This is a genomic window from Colwellia sp. MB02u-10 (assembly GCF_014077185.1).
Lineage (GTDB): Bacteria > Pseudomonadota > Gammaproteobacteria > Enterobacterales > Alteromonadaceae > Cognaticolwellia.
On sequence record NZ_JACGVK010000119.1, the window covers coordinates 94,587 to 117,720 of the forward strand.

At 38.4% G+C, this 23,134-nt stretch carries 21 protein-coding genes; 10 read left to right on the top strand and 11 right to left on the bottom strand.

The annotated features are described in order from the left end of the window. Position 1: 1 nt before the first annotated feature. The gene (locus tag H4J59_RS10755) at positions 2-496 is read right to left on the bottom strand and encodes a Spy/CpxP family protein refolding chaperone (RefSeq protein ID WP_182239245.1); all 495 of its coding nucleotides are present in this window, start codon (positions 494-496) and stop codon (positions 2-4) included. A gap of 237 nt (positions 497-733) precedes the next feature. Here H4J59_RS10755 and H4J59_RS10760 point away from each other — a divergent pair, with 237 nt between their 5' ends. From H4J59_RS10760 to H4J59_RS10770, 3 genes are read left to right on the top strand one after another with little or no spacing between them, the layout of a single operon-like run. Further along, the gene (locus H4J59_RS10760; protein ID WP_182239247.1) at positions 734-1,435 is read left to right on the top strand and encodes a response regulator transcription factor; all 702 of its coding nucleotides are present in this window, start codon (positions 734-736) and stop codon (positions 1,433-1,435) included. After that, positions 1,435-2,841 (top strand): ATP-binding protein, encoded by a 1,407-nt coding sequence (locus H4J59_RS10765; RefSeq protein ID WP_182239249.1) that lies wholly within the window; start codon positions 1,435-1,437, stop codon positions 2,839-2,841. Before H4J59_RS10760 ends, H4J59_RS10765 begins: the two co-directional genes overlap by 1 nt. Next, complete coding sequence (locus H4J59_RS10770; RefSeq protein WP_182239251.1) at positions 2,831-3,901, top strand: alpha/beta fold hydrolase; 1,071 nt, start codon at positions 2,831-2,833, stop codon at positions 3,899-3,901. Before H4J59_RS10765 ends, H4J59_RS10770 begins: the two co-directional genes overlap by 11 nt. Before the next feature lie 76 nt (positions 3,902-3,977). On the opposite strand, the gene H4J59_RS10775 is transcribed toward H4J59_RS10770, so the two are convergent. Next, positions 3,978-4,877 (bottom strand): cation diffusion facilitator family transporter, encoded by a 900-nt coding sequence (locus H4J59_RS10775; RefSeq protein WP_310733183.1) that lies wholly within the window; start codon positions 4,875-4,877, stop codon positions 3,978-3,980. Between the two features lie 112 nt (positions 4,878-4,989). Here H4J59_RS10775 and trmL point away from each other — a divergent pair, with 112 nt between their 5' ends. Further along, positions 4,990-5,454, top strand: coding sequence for a tRNA (uridine(34)/cytosine(34)/5-carboxymethylaminomethyluridine(34)-2'-O)-methyltransferase TrmL (trmL, locus tag H4J59_RS10780; RefSeq protein ID WP_182186235.1), 465 nt, complete (start codon positions 4,990-4,992; stop codon positions 5,452-5,454). Positions 5,455-5,847: 393 nt separating this feature from the next. Here the strand turns inward: trmL and gpsA are convergent, their stop codons facing one another. The 4 genes from gpsA to H4J59_RS10800 all read right to left on the bottom strand — a co-directional run bounded on the left by gpsA (position 5,848) and on the right by H4J59_RS10800 (position 8,141). Further along, positions 5,848-6,855 carry an NAD(P)H-dependent glycerol-3-phosphate dehydrogenase gene (gpsA, locus tag H4J59_RS10785; protein ID WP_182239253.1) on the bottom strand — a complete coding sequence of 336 codons (1,008 nt, stop codon included), beginning with the start codon at positions 6,853-6,855 and terminating at the stop codon, positions 5,848-5,850. A gap of 3 nt (positions 6,856-6,858) precedes the next feature. After that, positions 6,859-7,368, bottom strand: coding sequence for a protein-export chaperone SecB (gene secB / locus H4J59_RS10790; protein ID WP_182137297.1), 510 nt, complete (start codon positions 7,366-7,368; stop codon positions 6,859-6,861). Between the two features lie 65 nt (positions 7,369-7,433). After that, entirely contained in the window at positions 7,434-7,694 is a 261-nt protein-coding gene (gene grxC / locus H4J59_RS10795) for a glutaredoxin 3 (protein ID WP_220469790.1), read from the bottom strand. A 21-nt stretch (positions 7,695-7,715) separates the two neighbouring features. Continuing rightward, positions 7,716-8,141: a rhodanese-like domain-containing protein gene (locus H4J59_RS10800; protein ID WP_182239255.1), complete on the bottom strand. Its 426-nt coding sequence runs from the start codon at positions 8,139-8,141 to the stop codon at positions 7,716-7,718. Between the two features lie 294 nt (positions 8,142-8,435). Between H4J59_RS10800 and gpmI the strand changes: the two genes are divergently transcribed. The 3 genes from gpmI (at position 8,436) to H4J59_RS10815 (ending at position 12,035) form a co-directional block, all read left to right on the top strand. Then, positions 8,436-9,977: a 2,3-bisphosphoglycerate-independent phosphoglycerate mutase gene (gene gpmI / locus H4J59_RS10805; protein ID WP_220469791.1), complete on the top strand. Its 1,542-nt coding sequence runs from the start codon at positions 8,436-8,438 to the stop codon at positions 9,975-9,977. Between the two features lie 29 nt (positions 9,978-10,006). Beyond that, the gene (locus tag H4J59_RS10810; RefSeq protein WP_182239259.1) at positions 10,007-11,188 is read left to right on the top strand and encodes a murein hydrolase activator EnvC; all 1,182 of its coding nucleotides are present in this window, start codon (positions 10,007-10,009) and stop codon (positions 11,186-11,188) included. 136 nt (positions 11,189-11,324) lie between these two features. Next, entirely contained in the window at positions 11,325-12,035 is a 711-nt protein-coding gene (locus H4J59_RS10815) for a divergent polysaccharide deacetylase family protein (RefSeq protein WP_259369485.1), read from the top strand. A gap of 51 nt (positions 12,036-12,086) precedes the next feature. Here H4J59_RS10815 and H4J59_RS10820 read toward each other — a convergent pair whose 3' ends face one another. Next, a complete protein-coding gene (locus H4J59_RS10820) occupies positions 12,087-12,851 on the bottom strand; it encodes a S1C family serine protease (RefSeq protein ID WP_182239260.1) in 765 nt (254 codons plus the stop codon). Positions 12,852-12,965: 114 nt separating this feature from the next. Between H4J59_RS10820 and H4J59_RS10825 the strand changes: the two genes are divergently transcribed. From H4J59_RS10825 to H4J59_RS19660, 3 genes are all read left to right on the top strand, one after another. Beyond that, the gene (locus H4J59_RS10825; RefSeq protein WP_182239262.1) at positions 12,966-13,787 is read left to right on the top strand and encodes a patatin-like phospholipase family protein; all 822 of its coding nucleotides are present in this window, start codon (positions 12,966-12,968) and stop codon (positions 13,785-13,787) included. A gap of 145 nt (positions 13,788-13,932) precedes the next feature. Continuing rightward, positions 13,933-14,742, top strand: a complete 810-nt coding sequence (locus tag H4J59_RS10830; protein WP_182239263.1) for a PEP-CTERM/exosortase system-associated acyltransferase — start codon at positions 13,933-13,935, stop codon at positions 14,740-14,742. Positions 14,743-14,825: 83 nt separating this feature from the next. Beyond that, positions 14,826-16,853, top strand: coding sequence for a ThiF family adenylyltransferase (locus H4J59_RS19660; RefSeq protein WP_182239265.1), 2,028 nt, complete (start codon positions 14,826-14,828; stop codon positions 16,851-16,853). A gap of 35 nt (positions 16,854-16,888) precedes the next feature. Here the strand turns inward: H4J59_RS19660 and H4J59_RS10840 are convergent, their stop codons facing one another. The 4 genes from H4J59_RS10840 to prsT form a co-directional block, all read right to left on the bottom strand. Further along, complete coding sequence (locus H4J59_RS10840; RefSeq protein ID WP_182239267.1) at positions 16,889-17,446, bottom strand: hypothetical protein; 558 nt, start codon at positions 17,444-17,446, stop codon at positions 16,889-16,891. A 91-nt stretch (positions 17,447-17,537) separates the two neighbouring features. Beyond that, a complete protein-coding gene (locus H4J59_RS10845; RefSeq protein ID WP_182239269.1) occupies positions 17,538-18,239 on the bottom strand; it encodes a PEP-CTERM sorting domain-containing protein in 702 nt (233 codons plus the stop codon). 321 nt (positions 18,240-18,560) lie between these two features. Beyond that, positions 18,561-19,289, bottom strand: coding sequence for a PEP-CTERM sorting domain-containing protein (locus H4J59_RS10850; protein WP_182239271.1), 729 nt, complete (start codon positions 19,287-19,289; stop codon positions 18,561-18,563). An 894-nt stretch (positions 19,290-20,183) separates the two neighbouring features. Continuing rightward, entirely contained in the window at positions 20,184-22,973 is a 2,790-nt protein-coding gene (prsT, locus tag H4J59_RS10855) for an XrtA/PEP-CTERM system TPR-repeat protein PrsT (RefSeq protein ID WP_182239273.1), read from the bottom strand. Positions 22,974-23,134: the final 161 nt, after the last annotated feature.

Below are 23,134 nucleotides of genomic sequence, written 5' to 3' on the forward strand. Positions count from 1 at the left end.
TTTAACGGTGTTTACCCATAGTTAAAAACTCTTGCTGCTGCTCTGATGTTAACACTTGCATAATACCATGGTGAACTTTTGCCCTTTCCATTGCTGCCTGTTGAAAATTCAGCTGATGTTTGGCATAGATAGCTACAAACTGATTTTCATCAAATTCGCTCGCTTGCAGCAATGGTTTCACTTGTGCTTTAAAGTCTGACATAGCGCGCTTTTTCGCCTGTTTATCTTCTGTCATACTGACAAAAATTAGCTTGATTTCACTTTGTTGTGCTTGACTTAGATCTAACTTTTTAGCTAAGTGATGTAAGCGTTTTTCCAGCTTTGCCTGCTGATTATCAGGACCTTCATGCTGTTGATGACTATTGTGATGGCTATGATGTTTGTTTTCGTGACCCATAGCATTGGCGCTAAAGCTACTAAGGCTGATAATACCAAGCACAAGTATGCCAATCGCCGCATGGGGTTTTATTGTTAAATACAGTTTTTGTGTGTTCATAAGTTTGTTCCTCAATTAATTCACCCCCAGTATAATTTGTGCAACGAAAGTAAACGCAAAGCAACGTAAATGTTTTGTAAAGATAGCCCTTGGCGCTTAACTTATACGTTATTATAATGCTAATTGGACTACATAATTAATCCGTTTCGCTTATATCCAAACGCCCTCAACATCCTTGTTTCAATGGTTTGAGTATAAGTACTGAATACTTCACCCTAGCGATTAACGAGAGCAACCATGAAAAAGCATAAACTTCTCTTAATAGACGATGACACAGAGCTTGCTGAGTTATTATCTGATTATCTGGCTACAGAAGGCTTTGAGTTAATATCTTGCCATGACGGCATCTCAGGATTAGAAAAAGCCTATGATGATAAAATTTCATTGATTTTATTAGATGTGATGATGCCAGGCTTAACCGGTTTTGAAGTGCTAAAAGCGCTGGGTGGCAATCACAAAACCCCAATATTAATGCTAACTGCCAAAGGTGATAATGCCTCTCGAATATTAGGCTTAGAACTTGGCGCAGATGACTATTTACCCAAGCCGTTCCAACATCGTGAATTACTTGCTCGTATTAACGCCATTCTTCGCCGTATAGATATTGTAAAAAATAGCAAAGAACAAAACACCGCACTGCAAGTTAACGGCGTTAAACTTAACCATGCGACCCGTCAAGTCAGTTGCCATAACCAACTTATTGAACTTACCGGCACTGAATATCTGATCATAGAGCATTTAATGTCAAAGCCAGGGGGAATTGTCAGTAAAAGTGAAATATCAGAACAGGTACTAAAGCGTAAATTAAGCGCGTTTGACCGCAGTATTGATATGCATGTCAGTAATATCAGACGAAAATTATTACCTTTTAGCCCAAGCGACAAACTTAAGACTATTCGTAGTGCCGGCTATATTTTCTTGACTGGAGAATTAAATTAATGTTTAAAATTGCCGGCAAGTTTTCCTCTATTGGTGCCAAGCTATTTATCTGTTTTTGGTTAATTGTGTTATTGACCATTGGTGTCACAAAGTTGGTATCTGAACAATTTAGAAGCAAGAGTTTTATTATCCCAACGCATCACTCTGATATTACAAGAGTAGAGCGAATTAGCCAAAAAATTAAAGCTAACCTGATCGCCACACCACAAAAAGTGCTAGCCATTTTGTCGCAAAAAGAAGGCCGTGAATTACTATTAAAAAACATCTCAACTCATGCCGTATACGCCACTGATAAGTGGCAAATAAAAAATTTACAACAGTTTTTAATCGAGAATAATATCGAGAGCCTCACTACGGTTAAGTTTAAATTCTATCGTATGACTGGGCCGCTAACGATTGATATTGCGGGTATACCCTATCAGTTATTTCTTGCCAGTCGCGACAGAAAGCCTCCCTTTGGCAACATCCTAGACCGGATGCACGCGTGGCCGCGTTTCGCTATTCCTATTATTATCAGCTCTATTTTACTTTGGCTACTGACTCGCTCGTTGACCAAGCCTCTAATAGCTATGCAAAAAGCCGCCGCACGTTTTGGTGATGGTGAATTTAGCACCCGCATTCCCTTAATAGCGCAACGCAATGATGAAATTGGCGCTTGTGCGATTAGTTTTAACTTAATGGCTGATAAGCTAGAGCAAAACATTGGCGCTCATCAAAGACTGATGGCCGATGTTTCTCATGAACTGCGCTCACCCATGACCCGATTGCAAATCGCACTTGGGCTTGCTCAACAAAACAATATAAACGAAGCACTATTACACAAACATTTACAACGATGTGAACTCGAGGTCGCTCGGCTCGACGAAATGATCGCTAATGTTTTATCATTATCAAGAATGGAGAACACCATTAGCCAAATAGAATTGATGTTTGTCGATCTTAAACAGCTATTAATCCTCTGCATTGAAGACGCACAATATATCGCTAATGAAAAATCAATAACCATTACCTTTGACTGTCAAAGATCAGCACTGCTGCAAGCAGATCCAAACTTATTATCCAGTGCCATCAATAATATCTTAATTAATGCGATAAAATATAGCCACACAAACGGTCAGATAAAGGTACATTTACACAAAACTAGCAGCCATTTTATTATCGAGATAATTGATACTGGCATCGGTGTTCCCGCTGAGGACTTAGCTAAGTTATTTGAGCCCTTTTATCGGGTTGCTCAATCACGTGATCGCGCCACAGGTGGCACGGGGCTTGGCATGGCAATAGCTAAGCAAGCTATTGTTGCGCATAATGGCAATATTAGTGCGCAGAACAATAACGAGAATGGTCTTACGGTTACCATTGAGTTACCCCTTGATATCAGTAAAAATAGTACGAATGAATCATAAAAAACTTTATCCGCTAGTTTTCTTTTGGCTAGCTTTAGGGATTTCAGCAATGACCAACGCAAAAAGCTTAGAGAGTAAGCAAGCACTTACCTTAGAAAAAATTTCCGCCATTGAAAACTTTTGGCAATCAGTAACTCAAGCATCATTCAAAACAGATGACAATATTCGCATCGCTTATGCCACTAACTTTAAACGTCCCCAAAAGCCTTATATTGTTATTGTACCTGGGCGTTCAGAAGGTTACCTAAAATATCAAGAGTTGGCTTATGACCTAGATAATCAAGGCTATGATAGCGTTATCATTGATCATCGTGGGCAAGGACTTTCGATGCGCTTAACAACCAACCACTTACAGGGTTATGTGGAAAACTTTGATCAATACGCGCAAGATTTACAACGATTACTCCACCACGTCTTACCTGAAAAATACCCACAACATCAGCAAAGCTCTTTTATGCTGGCACATTCAATGGGTGGCGCTATTGCATTAAGATACCTGCAACTATACCCACATAAGGTCAAAGCATTAAGTTTAAGCTCTCCCATGATAGCCATATCAAGTGGCGACACGCCAGATTGGTTAGCGAAAGCATTAATAAAAACAGGCTCAACAATAAACCGTTGGCTGTCTAATACACCATGGTATTTTTTTGGACAAAGTGATAGTAATCAAAGTTCATTTGCACAAAATCGCTTAATGCATTCAGCAAAGCGTTTTCAGCGTTTTCAGTCATTATATCAAGCCCAGCCAGTACTAAAACTCGGTGGAGTCACCTTTAATTGGCTAGAGCAAGCCATGATAAATTCGGATAATTTATTTATCGATATCGAAAAATTGTCGCTACCAATACAAATGTTGCAAGCAGAAAATGAACAGATTGTTGATAATCATGCTCAAGATAACTTTTGCCTAACACTCAATAACTTTAATCACAGTGCTTGCCCGGGCGGTAAGCCCATAGTCATCTCTGGCGCCTATCACGAACTTTTTTTTGAAGTGGACCAATACCGGGATATCGCGATAGATAAAACCATCACATGGTTTTCACAACATCAATAACCCATAACTAAACGCCAAGAGCCCATGACTAAAACATAAGAAGTTATGTCTTAATCATGGCCTTTGCGTCTTTAGCCTATTGGTGGTTAGACACTGACAAAGGATCGTGGTGAATAAATACCTCACAGGGTGCTAAGGCTAGAATAATTTCTGTTTCAATGGCCTCGCCAATACTATGAGCTTCTGACAAAGATAACTCACCATCTAACTCTAAATGAAATTGAATAAAACGATCTGGCCCGGCTTGTCGTGTTCTCAACTCGTGTAAACCATGAGTGCCTTCATGCGCCAAAATAATTTTCTTAATAGTATTAAGCTCTTCTTCAGTAAGTTCATGATCCATTAAGTGATGAACACTATTCCAAATAATTTTACCTGCGCCAATTAGCAGGAATATAGCGACTGCAACAGTAAAAACCCCATCCGCTTGTAACCAATAACCTTGGCTTAAAAACAGGGCCGCAAGCACGCCTAAATTCAGAATTAAGTCAGATTGATAATGCAAAGAATCGGCGCTGATAGCAACAGATTTTGTCCGGTTAATCACATATTTTTGCAGTATCACCAGCAACAAGGTCAAGACAATAGCAATAATTGAGACCACAATACCCACTTCGGTGCGCACCACTTCTTGTGGATTAATAATGCGATCAACACCATTAAACACCAGTAATAATGCTGAACCCAACACAAAGGCAGCTTGTACCAATCCGGCTAAACTCTCCGCTTTACCGTGACCAAATTTATGTTCTTTGTCAGCCGGAGCCAAAGCGAAACGTAAAATCACCACATTCATGATGGAAGCGAATAAATCTAAAATCGAGTCAGTCGCAGAAGCTAACATGGCACTAGCATCAGTGACAAAAAAAGCATAAAGCTTCAACACCACTAAAATCAACGCCGTTGCTGTTGCCGCAAATGCTGCTAGCTTTACTAAGTAAGCATATTGGTTTGAATCTATCTTGTTAGCCTGCACTAAGTCCTCCTAATGAATAAATATTGCTTAACATTGCTTAACATAGATAAAGCAAAGCCGAATCAAGCACGGTATAATACCACTTAATTATACAATTTATTAAGCACTTGATATGTTAGATGTCGTTTTATTTCAACCTCAAATTCCACCCAATACGGGTAATATAATTCGCCTATGTGCTAATACCGGCTTTAGGTTACATCTAATTGAACCACTCGGCTTTGACCTAGAAGATAAAAAATTGCGCAGAGCCGGTTTAGATTACCATGAATTTGCGGCACTTAAGCGCCATGCGAATTATCAAAGTTTTATTGAAAGTGAGCAACCTAAGCGCATATTAGCAGTGACAACAAAGTCTACCGGTTATTATGGCGATATCAGTTTTCAGTCCGGTGATTATCTTTTATTCGGCTCAGAAACTGGTGGCTTACCCGAGGATGTTAGACAACAAATACCTGATCAAGACAAAATCAGAATACCTATGTTAAAAGATAGCCGTAGTATGAACTTATCAAACGCTACCGCTGTGATTGTCTATGAGGCATGGCGCCAGCTAGGCTTTGCAGACTCAGTGTAAAAGTAAGTCCGTTATAACCTGATGCTCCTTATATTGAAGCTGGTTAAATTTCATTTAACTTGATGGACTAAAGTCCAACCTACATAGAGCCTACAGGTGATTTTCAACGTTCAGAATTTTATTGTCGGTCGGACTTGAGTCCGTGGAACGTTGATCAGGGGATTAAGGTGATGGGCAAACAAACATCTGTAGCGGGTATTATTTTTTATAATCTGTAAATATAGATTGAAAAATTAATGTAGTTTATGGAGAAAACCGTTAAATTTCATTTAACTTGATGGACTAAAGTCCACCCTACATACATACACAGAGCCTACGGGTAATTTTTCACCTTGGTAATTCTTTAAACTGCCCGCTATTTATTCAGTCACCAAAAATGTGGTTTATTTAACCTTATTCAAATTTACGGTCACGAGATAATAAATCTGCCGCGGCTAATCTGGCGTCTTTAGCGCAATAAAGTACCTGGTAAACCTGCTCAACAATCGGCATTTCAACACCCATGCGCTGTGCCAGCATATAAACTTCTTTGGTGTTGCGATAACCTTCAACCACTTGGCCAATATCAGCAATCGCTTGCTCAACACCTGCGCCAGCGCCTAACGCTAGGCCAAAACGACGGTTACGTGACTGGTTGTCAGTACAAGTTAATACTAAATCACCTAGCCCTGCCATGCCCATAAAGGTTGACGGTTCAGCGTTTAATGCACAACCTAAGCGGGTCATTTCGGCTAGGCCACGGGTAATTAAGGCCGTTCGTGCATTGGCACCAAAGCCAATGCCGTCAGCCATACCGGCACCAATGGCAATAACATTTTTAACGGCTCCGCCTAATTGCACACCAATAAAGTCGCTATTACTGTAAACACGGAAGGTTCGCCCGCAGTGTAATAATTTAGATATATCTTCAACAAAGACATCATCGGTTGAAGATAAAGATATCGCCGTTGGTAATCCTGCGGCCATTTCTTTTGCAAAAGTAGGTCCAGAAAGCACAGCTAACGATATGTCATTACCTAAGATTTCTCGCGCTACATCTTGCAATAAGCGCCCTGAATCGTGCTCTAAACCTTTAGTAGCCCAGACCAAACGCGTATCTTTTCTTAGATAAGGTTTGATTTTCTCCAGCATTTCACCAAATACATGGCTCGGCACCACCAATAAAATATTTTTACTGGCCGCGACTACGCTTGCCAAATCATCACTAACCACTAATGCTTCTGGAAACTGGCTACCGGGTAAATATTTTTCATTAGCGCGTGTACTCGCCATTTCAGCAACGTGATGAGCATCACGCCCCCAAAGCAATGTTTTATGACCATTACGGGCTAAACATATTGCTAGCGCTGTGCCATAAGAGCCAGCGCCAATAACGGAGATTGCTGCAGAATCAGGGCTCATAAACTAGTGAGTTTCTGTGCTTGCTGGTGCTTGTTCGGCATTCGCTTGTGCTGCACGTTGTTGTACATAGTTGGCGAATAAAGCTTCAAAGTTTACCGGTGCTAAGTTAATTTGTGGGAAAGAGCCACGGCTAACTAAGTTCGCCACTGATTCACGCGCATAAGGGAATAAAGTTGTAGGACAAAATGCACCAATAGTATGGGCTAACTGTGCTTCAGGCAAGTTACCTATGGTAAAAATACCGGCTTGTTGTACTTCAGCTAGAAAAGCTGTTTGGTCTTCAACTTTAGCCGTAACGGTTAACGACAAAGTTACTTCATAAGTATCATCAGCAAGTTTAGTTGATTTAGTATCAATATCTAACTGTATTTCTGGCTTCCAATCTTTTTGAAAAATTGCCGGTGAGTTGGGTGTTTCAAATGAGATATCTTTGGTATAAACGCGTTGAATAGCAAATTGTGGTGCTTGTTGTTCCGTTGTTGCTTCTGCGCCGTTTTGAATTTCGTCAGCCATTTTGTATTATTTCCTATATAGTTACGCCTTTTTAAGGCATTTTTATTCTATGTTTTTCACTGATATTATTGTGCTAAGAGTGAAGCTAATTTTCCTTGCGCATGCAATGCAAGTAACTCATCACAACCGCCAATATGCTCGTTGTTAATAAATATTTGTGGCACTGTTGCGCTGCCCTGACTGCGTGTGATCATTTTTTCACGCAATAGTGCATCACCATCAATTTTTATTTCGTTGTAAGTAACCTTCATATCATCAAGTAAAGCTTTCGCTCTCATGCAATAAAAACAAGTTACTTTAGTATATATGTCAACTGCCATTATCATAGTCCGTTGTTTAGTTGCACACTACTTAGTTACAGGTAAACCTGCACTTAACCAAGCACTCATGCCACCTTTAAGTAAACTTACTCGAGTAAAACCCGCTTTTGTTAGTTGGCTAGCCACTTTACCTGCGCTCATGCCAGCACTACATACTATAATGATGGGATTATCTTTATGTTTTTCAAGACTAGAAAAGTCATTTTTACTGACTTTATCATTGCCAAGGTGTAACGCATCAACAATATGTCCGGCTTTAAAGTCTTTCTCGCTTCGGCTATCAACAACAACACCAGACTCTCTATTAACTAAAAAAGTCATTTGTTGTGTGCTTAATTGTTTAATAGGTGACATTTGAATTCTAATCGTCATGACAATAATCATCAAAACAATAAACAGCCAAATAGTGCTGAGCAAAGATTGACTCATTGCGAAGGTAATAAGTTGGTCCATAAGTTTTATATTCTAATTAACTAAAATTTGGCAATAGTATACAGGCTAATAAACTAAACCCAAACTGAACTTTTCATAGAAAAACAGATTTACTTAATATCTTAATAAGCATAAACAAATTTTGTTCTTATTGCTGTAACTTTTCACACCATAATTGACTTGTAAAACTGATGAGATCAGAAGTGTTTTCTCTGCTATTTTCTCTACATAGACAGAAGATATTCACTGCGTGTCTTGATATACTGCTGTTGAAAATTATTTTTACCTCTCATTACTTGTATAAAGGAAGCCGTGATGCCAAACAAAAAATCAACAGTTCTTATTATTTTAGATGGTTGGGGATATAGAGAAAACCCAGAGTCTAATGCTATTTATCATGCCAAAACTCCGGTAATAGATAACTTAATGGCGAATAAACCGAATATGCTGATTGAGACCTCAGGCATGGCGGTTGGTTTACCTGACGGGCAAATGGGTAACTCTGAAGTAGGTCATGTTAACTTAGGCGCTGGCCGTATTGTTTATCAAGACTTCACTCGCATTACCAAAGCGATTAAAGATAAAGAATTTCAAAGCAACCCTGTTTTAGTCAATGCGGTAGAAAACGCCGTTAGCAACAATAAAGCGATACACGTTTTTGGTCTATTATCTCCAGGTGGTGTCCATAGCCATGAAGATCATATTTTTGCGATGCTAGAAATGGCTGCAGAAAAAGGCGCAAAAAAGATTTATTTACATGCGTTTTTAGATGGCCGTGATACGCCACCACGCAGTGCAGAAGCTTCGTTAATAAAAGCACAAGCAAAGTTTGCTGAATTAGGTTGTGGGCAAGTTGCCTCAGTGATTGGCCGCTATTATGCCATGGACAGAGACCAACGATGGGAACGCGTTGAATTAGCTTATAATTTAATGGTTTCAGGTCAAGCCGAGTTTCACTATACTCAGGCGACTGATGCTTTGCATGCAGCTTACGCGCGCAACGAAAATGATGAATTTGTCAAAGCCTCAGCGATTACCGACGAACAGGGTGAAGTGATTAAGGTAGAAGATGGCGATGCCATGATCTTTATGAATTTTCGAGCCGATCGTGCACGCCAATTTACCCGCTGCTTTACCGACACAAAGTTTTCAGGCTTCACACGCCAAAAACCACCCAAACTCAGCAGTTTTGTTATGCTAACCGAATATGCCGCCGACATCGATACGCCCTCTGCATTTCCCGCGGTAAAACTTAATAACGTGTTAGGTGAATGGCTAGAAAAGCATGATAAAACGCAACTGCGCATTTCAGAAACAGAAAAGTATGCGCACGTAACCTTTTTCTTCAGCGGTGGTAAAGAAGATACTTTTGTCGGTGAACAACGAATATTAGTGCCATCACCACAAGTAGCAACCTATGACCTACAACCAGAAATGAACTCAACCCTGTTAACCGACAAATTAGTGGCCGCAATAGAAAGCGGCGAGCATGACTTTATTGTTTGTAACTATCCAAATGGTGATATGGTAGGTCATACCGGTGATTTTGATGCCGCAGTAAAAGCCTGTGAGGCCGTCGACACTTGTATTGGTAGAATAGTGACCGCATTAGAGAAAACTGGCAGCGAGTGTTTAATTACCGCTGATCACGGTAACGCAGAACAAATGATGGACAAGGTGTCAGGACAAGCGCACACCGCACATACTTGTGAACCTGTACCGTTAATATATATTGGTCGAAATGCAAAAATGGCCAAAACAGGCGCGCTGAGTGATATCGCCCCCACTATTTTATCATTAATGAATATGCCTCAGCCTAAAGATATGACAGGGTGTAACTTATTAAACTTAACTTAATTTAATTTAATCTAAACATGCTTTTTAAGATGAATATCAGCAAGCCAATATTAGAACGTAGCCAATTTAGCACTGGCTATGCTTTTTTTATTGGCTTAGTGCTGATGTTTTGCTCGTTTGATATTTTGGCCCAAACAGACGCTAATGTTAAAAATAGTGCAAAAACCAATCAGCAACTGTCTGATATTCAACAGGCTATTAATCAGCAAAAACAAACCTTATCAAGTACTAATGTAGAGATCAGTGATCTAGAGCAACAATTAAAAACAGACGATATCGCCATAGGTGAAGTGGCCCGAAACTTAGCAAATACCAGTAGTAGCCTAACCACAACACGCCAAAAACTGGGCCAACTTAGCGCAGAAAAAAAACAATTAACACTGGCCAAAAAACAGCAAGAGCAGATATTAGCCAAGCAGCTTAGAGCCGCCTATTCTACTGGCCATCACGACTATATAAAGTTAATCCTTAACCAACAAAAACCTAGTAACGTACAGCGTACTATTACTCATTATCAATACCTCAATGCTGCCCGTATTAAAGAAATTGAAGCCTTTAAAAGTACGATTACTCAACTGAATGACGTGACAGCACAATACCAGCAGCAAGCAGAGCAATTAACGCAATTAACACAAACCCAAAGTCAGCAAAAACAACTACTCGAATTATCAAAAACCAAACAAAAACAAACCTTAAAAGCGCTCAATAAAAAAGCGCTTACCGAACAACAGAAGCTAACTAAATTAGAACGAGAAGAGTCAGCATTGGTTGCCTTGTTGAAAAAAATGGCTGCTACCGCACAAAAAGTAGATAACCTAATCGGTTTGAGTAAATTAAAACGTAAACTGAGTTGGCCAGTTAAAGGGCAAATTCGCCACCGTTTTGGTTCAAGTAAACAAGGCTACTTAAAATGGAAAGGGGTATTTCTTTCAGCACCGATTGGCCAACAAGTTAAAACCATTCATAACGGCACTATTTTATTTTCAGATTGGCTTAAAGGTTATGGACTAGTTTCTGTTGTTGATCATGGCGATGGTTACATGAGTTTATATGGTCATAATCAAGCGTTACTTAAAGCTGTTGGCGACCGTGTAGAAGCGGGTGAACCCATAGCTTTAGTAGGTCAAAGTGGTGGTCAAGCCAACTCAGGCCTTTACTTTGAAATTCGACATACCGGAATAGCCGTCAACCCTAAACTTTGGTGTAAATAAGCTTATGCATTGTTAAGCGTTTAACTAGTCGATTTTAACCATCTGAGCTGTTACCCTAAATAATGATTTATTATCTCATCAAAAAAAACTAACCGTGCTGCGATTCCTACTAACCTTTAGCTTACTTTGGCCTACTTTGCTTTATGCTCAACCTGCACAAGTAGCGATCATTATTGACGACATTGGCTATCGAAAAAGCGACGTGCAAGCACTGTATTTACCCGGGAATATCAGTTACGCGATTCTTCCCCATACGCCCTATGGAAAAATATTGGCGTTACAGGCAAAAGCAAACAAAAATGATGTTATTTTGCATATTCCCATGGAAGCAAAAAATGGTAAAAAACTCGGCCCAGGCGCGTTAACCAGTGCTATGAATGAAACGGGTATTCGAGCAAGCTTAACTCATGCCTTTGCTGAGATTCCTTTCGCTTTGGGTATCAACAACCACATGGGTAGTAAACTTACCGAGCTATATCAACCTATGGCGTGGACCATGCAATTTTTGCGTGAACGAAACTTAATGTTTATTGATAGCTTAACCACTAGCGCTAGCCAAGCAGAAGAAGTTGCCATAAGCTTTGGCGTACCCAGTTTACATCGACATATTTTTCTCGATAATAAATTAGAACACGCCTATATTCTTAGTCAATTTAAGCAACTCATACTCGATGCCAAACGTTATCGTAGCGTTGTTGCTATCGCTCATCCACATCCTGAAACCATCAGATCATTACATAAACTCTTGCCTTTGCTCGAAAAAAACAACATAGAGCTAGTACCAATATCAAGGCTACTAAACAATAAAACGGCCACATCAAATCAACAAACAAGTGCTGAAGATTAATCCGCTTTTTTACTTTACCAGCGGCTGAAATCATCAGGCAAGATATAGTCACTAGCCCTTTATATTATGCTTTCTTAATAGTTTATGTAGATACTTTACGGGTATCGCATAGGTAATGCCACTCGGCTTGCTGATCACGGTTTCTTTACTCTGCTGAACAAAAACTTTGTTAATAATGCCGATAACCTCACCCGTTTTAACATCATACATAGCACTACCACTGTTGCCCGGATAGGCCGTTGCATCTAATTGATACACTAAATAAGGGTCTCTTAAGCGCTTAAGCATCGCTATGCTTATTTGTCTTGCATCATCAACGGGTATAATAGTTGGTGTTACGGCAGCAATAATACCTTGGTGTGTTACAGGATAAAGCCCTAACACCGCGCCAATCGGGAATCCAGTAAACGCGATAGCACTGCCTTCACGTCGAAAGTCATTGTTTGCTAATGATAATGCCGGTAACGCCTTCCCCTCAACTTTAAGAATAGCAATATCATGCTCCTCATCACGGGCAACCAATTTAGCTAATTTCACTTTCGCCGCTTGGCCCTTACCGGTAAAAACGGCTAATTTCTGTAACAAATTATCATCTAACTCTTGCTCAATAACATGGTTATTGGTCACGATATAAGTGCCATCACCAATGACAAAGCCCGTGCCATAAAGTTGATTTTTCGGCTGTCCTGTCGGCGTATAAACACCAATGCCAACCACAGAAGGTTTAAGTAAGCTAACCGTATCCGCTAAATCAGCACAGGCTATTGAACTGAATATCAGCCCAATAAAGATTAATAGTGGTAATAATTTATTCATATTTTCACTCCTTTTAAAAATTTAAAACTTTACCTGAACTTAGCACATTTTTTTGCTAGCGATTTTGTCATTTTTACCCATAATTAAATAATTGGATACAGCGAGGAGATATATGTGGCGAGTATAGTGCCTATTTTAGCTGGCGGGGGAACACGCTCACCCGCTCATATCGGCGTTTTGCAAGCATTGAAAGATTTGCATATTGATTTCTCTCATCTTGTTGGCGTATCGGGAGGTAGCATAATTGCAAGCTTGTATGCTGCTGGATTATCGATAGCAGAAATTAAACATATTGCGATAACTACCGATTATAATCAATTTAAAGGTTTCTCATTAGTGTGCTTAATTCGTAATGGCGGTTTAAGTTCCGGTGACATTTTTGAACAATGGGTTGACCAACACTTAACCGGTAAAAGGTTTATCGACCTAAACCGAAACTTACATATAGTAGCAACTGACGTTAAAACTGGACGACCCATTATATTTAACCGAGCAAGAACACCTAATATGAAAGTTTCTTTGGCCGTGCGTTTTTCTATGTCAATTCCACTGGTTTTCAGCTTTAAACCCTTTGGTAAACATTTAATGGTTGATGGCAGTATTTTATCTGAGGATGCCTTGCACCGAGATTGGGCTATGGACGGCACACCCGTATTGTGTTTTCGTCTGCGTGGTGAGCATGAATATGACGAGCTCAAAACAGATGGGCTATTTCCTATCGTAAATTACGTAACCTTATTGATCAGAACCTTTATGACAACCATATCACGTGAGTATATTAATGACGCCTTTTGGCACAATACTATCATTATCAATACCGGCTTATGCTCAGCTGTTGATTTTGGCATGAGTGAAGAAAAAAAGTTTTCACTTTTCGATATTGGCTATGAAACTGCAATGAAAATTGTACCCATTAAAACTAATCATGGCCGTTAAGTGTTTAAAAACATAACTGTTAATAAATAAATAACAATTATGTTTCATAATTATTACATAAAATGGTAAATTAATTATATAGCTATACTAAAAATAACATAATTATCGTCATGCATAACCGACTGAAAGTCAGGAACTAAAAGTAATGAATTGGAGCAAGAAGTTACTAAACGTGCCCGTGGTTGGAGCCATCACCAAACGCATTGCATCAATGAAAGTTAATCATGATGCGATGGATATTGCTGAGCATTTCACCCAATTCTTAAAGCCTGAAATTGCCAATACTGATGAGTTACGCGACGAAGTGTTCCGCATTCGTCACAACGTTTATTGTGAAGAATTGGCCTATGAAAAAGTAAAAGACGGTGGCAAGGAACAAGATGAGTTTGATGCCCACTCGATCTTCGCTATGATAAAACATAAGCCGTCGGATACCTACACAAGCTGCGTAAGAATGGTGATATCAGCTAACGAATCTGAACTACTACCGATCGAAAAATATTGCCCCAATGTCATACAAAATAAAGAACTACACCCAAGTAACTTTCCACGCCATGAAGTAGGTGAAATATCTCGCCTTGCCGTAAAAGCTGACTTTAGACGACGTAAAATAGATAAATTCAAGGGCTCAGCAGTCGGTACGATTAATGAACCCACCTACTCAGAAACTGAGTTACGTTGCTTTCCATTTATTGCTATTGGACTTTATATGATCGGGGCGTCAATAAGCATTAAAACTGGCGTAAAACACGTGTATGTCATGATGGAACCAAGGCTAGCCCGCAGTCTACGATTTGTTGGTATTAACTTCATTCAGCTTGGCGAAGCCATTGATTATCATGGCTTGCGTGCCCCTTACTACATCAACCCAACTATTTTTATGGAAAACCTAACCCCTGGATTTAAATGTTTATATAAAGAGATAGAAAGAGAAATTGGTAAAGGTTTGAAATAGTAATCTCCCGTATTAATGCTATTACTAAGATCAACAACTGATATTAGCTGAATAAACCTAAATTTTAGTATAAAAGGATCCTCATGTTTAACTATGAAGAAGCATTCTCTCGGAATATAGGTTGGGTGACTGAGAATGAACAAGAAATATTAAAAAACAAACGAATAGCTATTGCCGGTGCTGGCGGTGTTGGCGGTGCACACTTGCTAACGTTAGCGCGTTTGGGCATCAATAATTTTCAGATATCTGATTTTGATAATTTTGAAGTACATAACTTTAACCGACAGTCTGGCGCCTTTATGTCGACTTTAGGACAACAAAAAGTTGATGTTATGGAACATATGGCCAAAGACATCAACCCTGATGCCAACATAAAAAAATTTCCTGAAGGAATATTTGCTCACAATGTAGATGAATTTTTACAAGATGTTGATCTCTACGTTGATGCCCTTGATTTTTTTGCTTTAGCAGCCCGTAAAATCGTTTTTCAAAAGTGTTATGAAAAAAACATCCCCGTAGTTACCGCAGCACCTTTAGGAATGGGCTGTGCATTTTTATGTTTCATGCCGGGTAAAATGTCTTACGAACAATACTTTCGCTTCGACGACAAAGACACTGAAAATGACCAACTAGTTCAGTTCCTCATTGGCTTATCTCCAGCTATGCTACAGCGCTCTTACCTTGTTGATGAAAGTCGCATCAGTTTTATTGAAAAACGCGGGCCTTCAACCCCCATGGCCGTAGATTTATGTGCCGGAATTGCCGAAACTTATGCTTTAAAAATATTACTTAATAGAGGGCCTGTTTTGGCTGCCCCGTGGGGCTTACATTTCGATGCCTATAGAAATAAGTTCGCCAAAACATGGAGACCATTTGGTAATGCCGGCATATTACCCCGATTAATGTTTAAAATAGCTAAAAAAATTGTCATGCGGCCAACAACAAATATAAAGATTGAAACTGAATTGAAACCGATAGAACAAATTTTTGAATACGCTAAATGGTCACCCAGTGGCGACAATATGCAACCGCTAAGAATTGAAGTCTTAGACGAGCATAGCTGCATCATTCATGGTCATGATACCCGAAAAGATGTTGTTTATGATTTAAAGGGTAACGCCAGTAAACTTGCGCTTGGTTGCTTTCTAGAAAATGCAAAAATTGCCGCGCAATCTCTCAATTTTGAAATATGCTGCAGTCAAATAAACAATAAAAACGGTCTTGAGCCTGACCAAGAAAGCTATGACTTGTTTCCTACTTTTAAATTAGCAATACAAGCGTCTAAAACGCCACTTTCAACTCACGCTCTTTTTCCTTATATAAAAACACGTTGTGTGCAGAGAAAAAGGATGGGAACAAGGCCGTTATCTACAACCGAAAAACAAAAATTAGCAGCAACACTACCTGAAGGCTATTCAGTTATTTGGAAAGAGTCTTTTGCTGAACGTTGGCAAGTGGCTAAGTTGATGTACGGTAATGCCACCACGCGATTAAGTATGGAAGAAGGCTTTAACGTGCATTCAAAAATAGTCGAATTCACTCCTATTGAGCAAGATACTAGCCCGGGGAAAAACTGTAACTCAACATTTAGTAAAGATAAGCTACCAGCAAAATCTTTAGGTATAGACCCCTTAACTATTACTCTATCCCGTTGGTCATTAAAAAGCTGGTCGCGCTTTCACTTTCTTGATAAGTATCTGGCCGGTACTGTGGTTCCTAAACTATTATTGGACTTTTCAACCGCAATAAAAAGTTGTGCGCACTTTGTTATTATTGCTGACAAAGAGCCCTCTGGGCTAGCAAGCTATTTAGAAGCAGGAGCAGCAGTACAAAAATTTTGGCTGCAAGCCACAGCGTTGCAACTTGGCTTTCAACCCGAGCAGACACCTGTTATTTTTTCTGAGTATTTACGCACTGATGTAAAATTTACTGAAAATAAAAAGGCTAGAGAAAATGCCATCAAAATGGACCATTGTTTTAAAAGCTTAATAGGCGACAGTAATGCTGGTCGTGCTATATTTGCCGGTCGCCTAGGACGTTCTACACTCCCTACGAGTAGATCAGTAAGGTTAAGCTTAGAAGAGCTTAGGTATGTAAAAGATTCACAGTAACTCGATGATAAGCACTCAGTGTTAACAGTTATTTGTTAACACGCGTTGTTTTCTGACGCTTCAATATCAGAGCGATGCAGATAAAAATGAACCACGGCATAACACAATATAACAAAAATCATTACAATGAGTAGCCACTTTAATAACGTCATCAAACCTGACACTAAGGCAAGGCTTTCGATTACGCAGGGAAATTCAAGTAGCATTAAAATAATACAAATATTCTCAATAATATCAACTAACATGATAAAAAAAGGTAGTACTCTTACGTACTGCATTTTATGATTTTTTGCATAACTTCGCGCAATAAAAAAAGTCAGTAATAAGCTTAAGAAAAGTGAATAAAAAAGTGGGTACACCATATCAATAGTGATGAGTCCCTTAATATATGCAAGGCGGTTTTCAACGCCATAAGATGCGATAAGCTTATAGGCCTGCATTGGCGTGTAATAAAGTTGTAAGTCTAGCGGTTGACCTTCGGGAAGAATTTGAGGCAATAAGTATAGTGGAAAAATCAAATAGACTAGGAAGAACAAGCATAATATTTTTTTAGTCGTGTATTTTGCTTGTCTAAGGAAAAACTCTTCTAACACCCTACCACTCCTGCACTATAAAATCGTATAAAAAAACCTCGTTTGCACGAGGTTTTTTTATACTTCATATTATTACTTTCACCATCGATGATTAAACTTTTTTTCTCGCACTAAAGGCTAATCCGATTAAGCCTAAACCAAAAATGGCCAATGATGTAGGCTCAGGTACATTTGTCGCACCAAATTCGGTTAACAGTAGATCGACAGAGTCTAATTCTGACGTGATTAAAACTGAAACATAATCTACCGCAGCAAAATTAGCGCCTGTGCCTAGCCCAGTCATAAAACTACTAAAAAGTATATTAGTACGCGTCAAACTAGCTATTGCACCTGAAACAGTACTTGAGGTACTTGTATTCGCGCCACTGTCAGAGCCAATGGTCACTAAGATTGAAAAACCTAAATCAGAGTTTAACAGATCAAAATAAAAGCCATTAAGAGCACTAAAATCGGCGATAGGAGCTCCCGGTGCAACTAATTCCGAATATGTTAGCAATAACGAAGATTTCATTAGGACGTCATTGCTAAGCGCCAGATTACCAGCACCAAAGGTGACTGCAGATGAATCTAAGTCGCCAGAAATATATTCTAAATCATAAACAACATCCGCGCCCAAGACGTTAACATTATTTCGCTGGGTACTGTCCGAAGTATTACTAGCATTAACTTCAAGATTTATTTGTGGGTCAGGCGTATAGTCAAAATCATCTAGGACTATGTCTGCATAACTGTAACTCGCCATCCCTAAGGTTAGCACCAGTGTCATTAATATTTTTTTAGTTAAATTTAACATTTTCATTCTCCATAATTAAAAATTATGCAAGTTACAACCGTTGCGAGTAAACAATTGCATTAAACAGGCCAAATATAACAAATCATTTGAATACAACCACCTAATGAATCGTCTACTTTTCGCACAAATCAAGTTGTAAAAAAAGCTGACACTAATTAGCCAATTAAAATATGCTTATACCTTGATGAATTGTCATTGCTGTGGAGTATAGGGGAGAAAGGTTATTAATTTTTAAATCATGAGGATATTTTTAGCAAAAAAAAACCTCATTGAACGAGGTTTTTTTCTATACTTTTTTAATACAGGAAAGAAAATCAGTAATTATGATTTTTTTCTTGCAGCAAAGGCTAGGCCGATTAGCCCTAAACCAAATATAGCGAGGCTAGTAGGTTCTGGAACCGTACCAAATTCAGTAATTATCATATCCGCACCGGCAGTGGTTGTCGAAAGCAACACATGAACATAGTCTACAGAGGCGAAGTTTGCCCCTAAGCCTAAGACTGTATTAAAATCACTAAAACTAAGCGTAGTACGAGTTAAGCCACTAACTGATGCAGATGCTGATGAATATGCACTTTCATTAACACTACTGCGGGTATTAAAGTCAAAACCGCCAGAGCCTACAATAATACTGATATCAAAACCGGTATCAGACGCTAGAATATCATAATAGAATGCATTTTGATTTCCATCTGCCGTTAGATCAAGAGGCTCACTAGGTGTACCATTAGTGCCAGTGTAAAATAATGATAACGTAGATAGCATTGTAGCATCATTATTCCAAGTTAAAGCGTCATCACCGCCAAAGTCTATACTTCTCGAACTTGAATCAAGTTGCCCACCATTATAGATCAACGTGTAAATTACGTCACCACCAAGAGCATTGATATCTAATCTTTCTGTAGTCTCTGATGTAACCCCTGAGTTAACCTCAATATCTACAACAGGGCTATAACTAAAATCATCCAATATTGTATCAGCGTGACTAGAACCAACTAGACTTACAGTTAACAATGCGGCTAAACCTAATTTTTTTCTTAAATTAAACATCTTTACTTCCTATTAAATTAAATTAATTTATTACAACTATATTTCTTAGTTATCAATAACTCCTTATCAATAACAGCTACTACCAAGGTAAATGCAAACATTAAGCCATTATTTATTTAATATTATTTAACAATAACTTAACGAAAAACAAGGTTATGAGAAAAGTAAATACGTAAAAATAGCAGACATATGTAATGCGTGGTGGAACTAAAAATTTCAGGCATAAAGATAAACGCCTATTTTTGAGAATAATTAACCATAAAAACATTAATGCAGTTATATATTTTAGCCAATCATCATTCATAACATATTGTTTATTTAAAAATTTATAATTAACAAAGTCAGTAAAATTGAACACACGATTATATTGGCAGCGCCTTTTTGGTGGTTAAAACCAAACAAGATAAGCCGCTGACCTCGCCTCAGACGTCAAAATTGACGGACATAAATAATTACTCAGTATTTAGATAACCGAAGAGGAAGGCATAATGACGTTCGAGAAATTTGAGCAACGCAGGGACAGTAAACACTCAAGTATCTCGCGCTCATAACGTAATAATTGGCAAAATGTCAGCACGCGATAACTAGCCTAGTGATATACGCAAAGCCATTTATAACCCTAATGAAATTAAATCATTGAACAGTGTTATTCGTAAGGCCATTAAAAAACGCAAATTATTTCTGCATGATGAATCGGCTAAAAAATTTATTTAGCAATTGAATAAGCATCAAATAAATAAACGATGGCAATAAGAAATTGGAAAACGGCCTTGAATCGATTTATGATTAAATTCGAAGACCGTTTGAAAGAGCTTGTTTAAACTTGGCAGTTACACAAAATGCGTTACTGTGTACTTAAATAGCAAATTACCACTGACAGCAGCCAATGATGAGTTAATTAATTTCACTTAGTAGTTTATTAATTTGTTCACGCTCATCAGGCTGTTGAGTTTTAATCGATGTTAGGAACGATTTGGCCAATTCACGTTGACTGTCTGCAATTAACGCCTCTGCCTTATGAATAATTATTTGAACTTTAGGGGTGCTATTTGACGATAGCGCTAAATCGTATTGTTCAATTGCCTGCTTTATTTGTCCAACAGCGACTAGGGCTTGTGCATAAGTATCAATAAAATCAACGTTTGTGGGGTTAACTGTTAACGCCTTTTTAGCATAATGTAATGCCTCCGTGGTGTTATTTTGTTGTAATTCCAAATTTGCTAAGTTGTTTAACGCGACACTATTATTCTTTTCAATTTGGAGGACCGCTTTATATGTAGCCATCGCTTTCTCTGGTTTTTGTTCAATAATATAGCCAACTGCCAACATCATTTTCGCCTTAATCGCTAGCGGTTCGGATGAGACATGCGCTTCTAATATTTCCACTGCTTGTGCTTTATCACCTTTCAAGCTTGCCGATTTTGCCCAATACATTGCGTTCTTTTCATTTGGTTGTTTATTATAAGCGGCATTATAATAATTGCTGGAAGCTTCAAAGTCTTTTTTCCGATAAGCCAAATGACCGAATGTTTTATCTGCAAACCAATGATCCGCGATATTTTTATTCGCTTTAATTTCATCTAAATCTTGAGAGTTTGGTTCTTCACCTAGTAGAGATTGATAATAAACTTTCAGCAAGACTAGCCCTGGTTTGTCTGTATGAGAAGTAATTGACTCCTTTACTAGCGCAAGGGCTTTATCAAGTTCTCCCATTTGCTCATACAGTGAAAATAATTTATGTATTACCTGTAAATCTTCAGCTTCATTTTTGTTATATGTTTGGTATGCTCGTTCTGCATTGCGCCAGTCTTTTATTAGTCTGTAGCTATCACCTAAAGCAAGTTCAATTCCAACGATAGGATCTCTGCTTTGTTCAATCTCTTTAAATAATTCGATTGCTTCTTCAGGAGTATTATTTTGATTATGTATCAACGCCAAACCAAATTTCAGATAATTATTTGATGGATTATCTTCCAGTGCAGTGTGATAAAATTGAATCGCTTTACTTGATAAGTCCATCTTAGTTGTCATTGAAGACGCAATTAAGCGAGTGAAGTTGATCATTGCCCTATGATGCTGAGGTTGCAGTTTTATCGTTTTGGTATAATAGTTGAACGCCTCACTATTCATGTCATTTTTATGTAAGTGTACGGCCAACCTAAACAATGCAGCCGTATTGTTTTCATCAATTTCTATTACTTTATATAAAAGTTTTTCAGCCTCTTCCAAATCCCCTTGTTGCTCCAATACTAAACTTTCGAGTAAATAGCCTTGCACCCTTTTAGATTCGATACTCTGCCACTTTTTAGCAAATACAAGCGCTTCTGTAAACTGACTATTCTTTAGATACCCCATGACAAGACTTTGTTCGGCAAATTCTAAATTGGGGTCTAATTTCAAAGCTTTTTCTAAGTTTTCTATGCCTTTTTCTGTTTCATTAAGGAAAAGTTGTGTGAGACCTTGTTTAGCGACTTCTTCAGGATTTTTGCTATCTAAATCAATAGAATATTGCAATAGTTCTTCAGCGACTTCTTTTTTTCCTGACGTCAATAATTCATTACTAGCCATAGTGAGCAAAGCTGGATCGGCTGTATTTAGCTCCACCATGGCTCTTAAGTCTGCTACCGCATCAATTTCATAGCCCAGCTTAAGCTGTATCTCAATAATCAGTTGTCTTACAATATGCTCAGCGGGTAACATTGCTTTCACGCTATTTAAGTAATTATAGGCTTGTTCTAAATCCCCTAACTTATAACTGCTAACACCCGCAATAATTTTAGATATGTGAAAGCCTTCCCCTTGCATAAGTGACTTTAGGGCGTACTCTTGAGCGGCTTGATAGTTTGCCCTGGAAAACTCTATTTCAGCTTTAAATTGATTAGCTAAAGGGTGGCTAGCCGACACTTTTAAGAGTCGATTTACTTCTAATTCTGCGGCATCAAAATTTTGTGCGTAAATGTAGTTTTGAGCGATAAAAAAACGTACTTGAAAATCTTTAGGTCTAAGCACTGCATATTGTGAAAATGTTTGAGCTGCTAATTCAAATTGTTCAGTTGCTTGTAATAAATAACCTTTTAACATAATCGCATCGGCCATATTAGGAGCCGTAGCTAGAAGTGTTTCGACCGTATTAAGTCCTTCTTGAAAATCATTCTCACTATGAGATATATAGGCTCGTCCTATTTGTCCATATATTGAACTATCACTGATCGCTAATGCACTTTCTACATAAAATTTAGCTTGAATATCTTTACCTTCATTAATAGAAGCAATGCCCGCATACGTTAGGATCACAATCATATCATCGTCTTCGTATACACTAGAATGCTCAGCTACTTGATAAATGTAATCATATTTACCCAGTTTATATTTTACTTGCACTAATTTTGACATTAACTGTTGTTCATTAGGACTAAGCGCTAATGCACGTTCAAGCTCTTTCTCAGCGCCCACATAATTACCTTGATCAAGATAAGAAACACCCAATAGGTATCGAGTTTGAGGATGATTACTATCCAGATTAATCGCATTTTTCAACACGATTATTGCACTGGCATAATCCCTTTTTTCAGAATAGCTTTGCGCTTCTGCCATATACTCTTCAACAGTTTTCGGATCTGAGCAGGACATAATATTTATTATTATTAAATATACGAATATGAGTTTTAAACTTATACGAGGCATTAGTGGAACTCCATTTGTTGTAATATCTTCATATGTGGTTATCATATTGGCAAAACACTTGCTGTCTAAAGCCTAATAACATTTATTTAGTTAAGCATATTATTAGCGCTATAATAGGCATAATTTAAAATTTTATTTACTTGCTACTTTTAGACAACAAA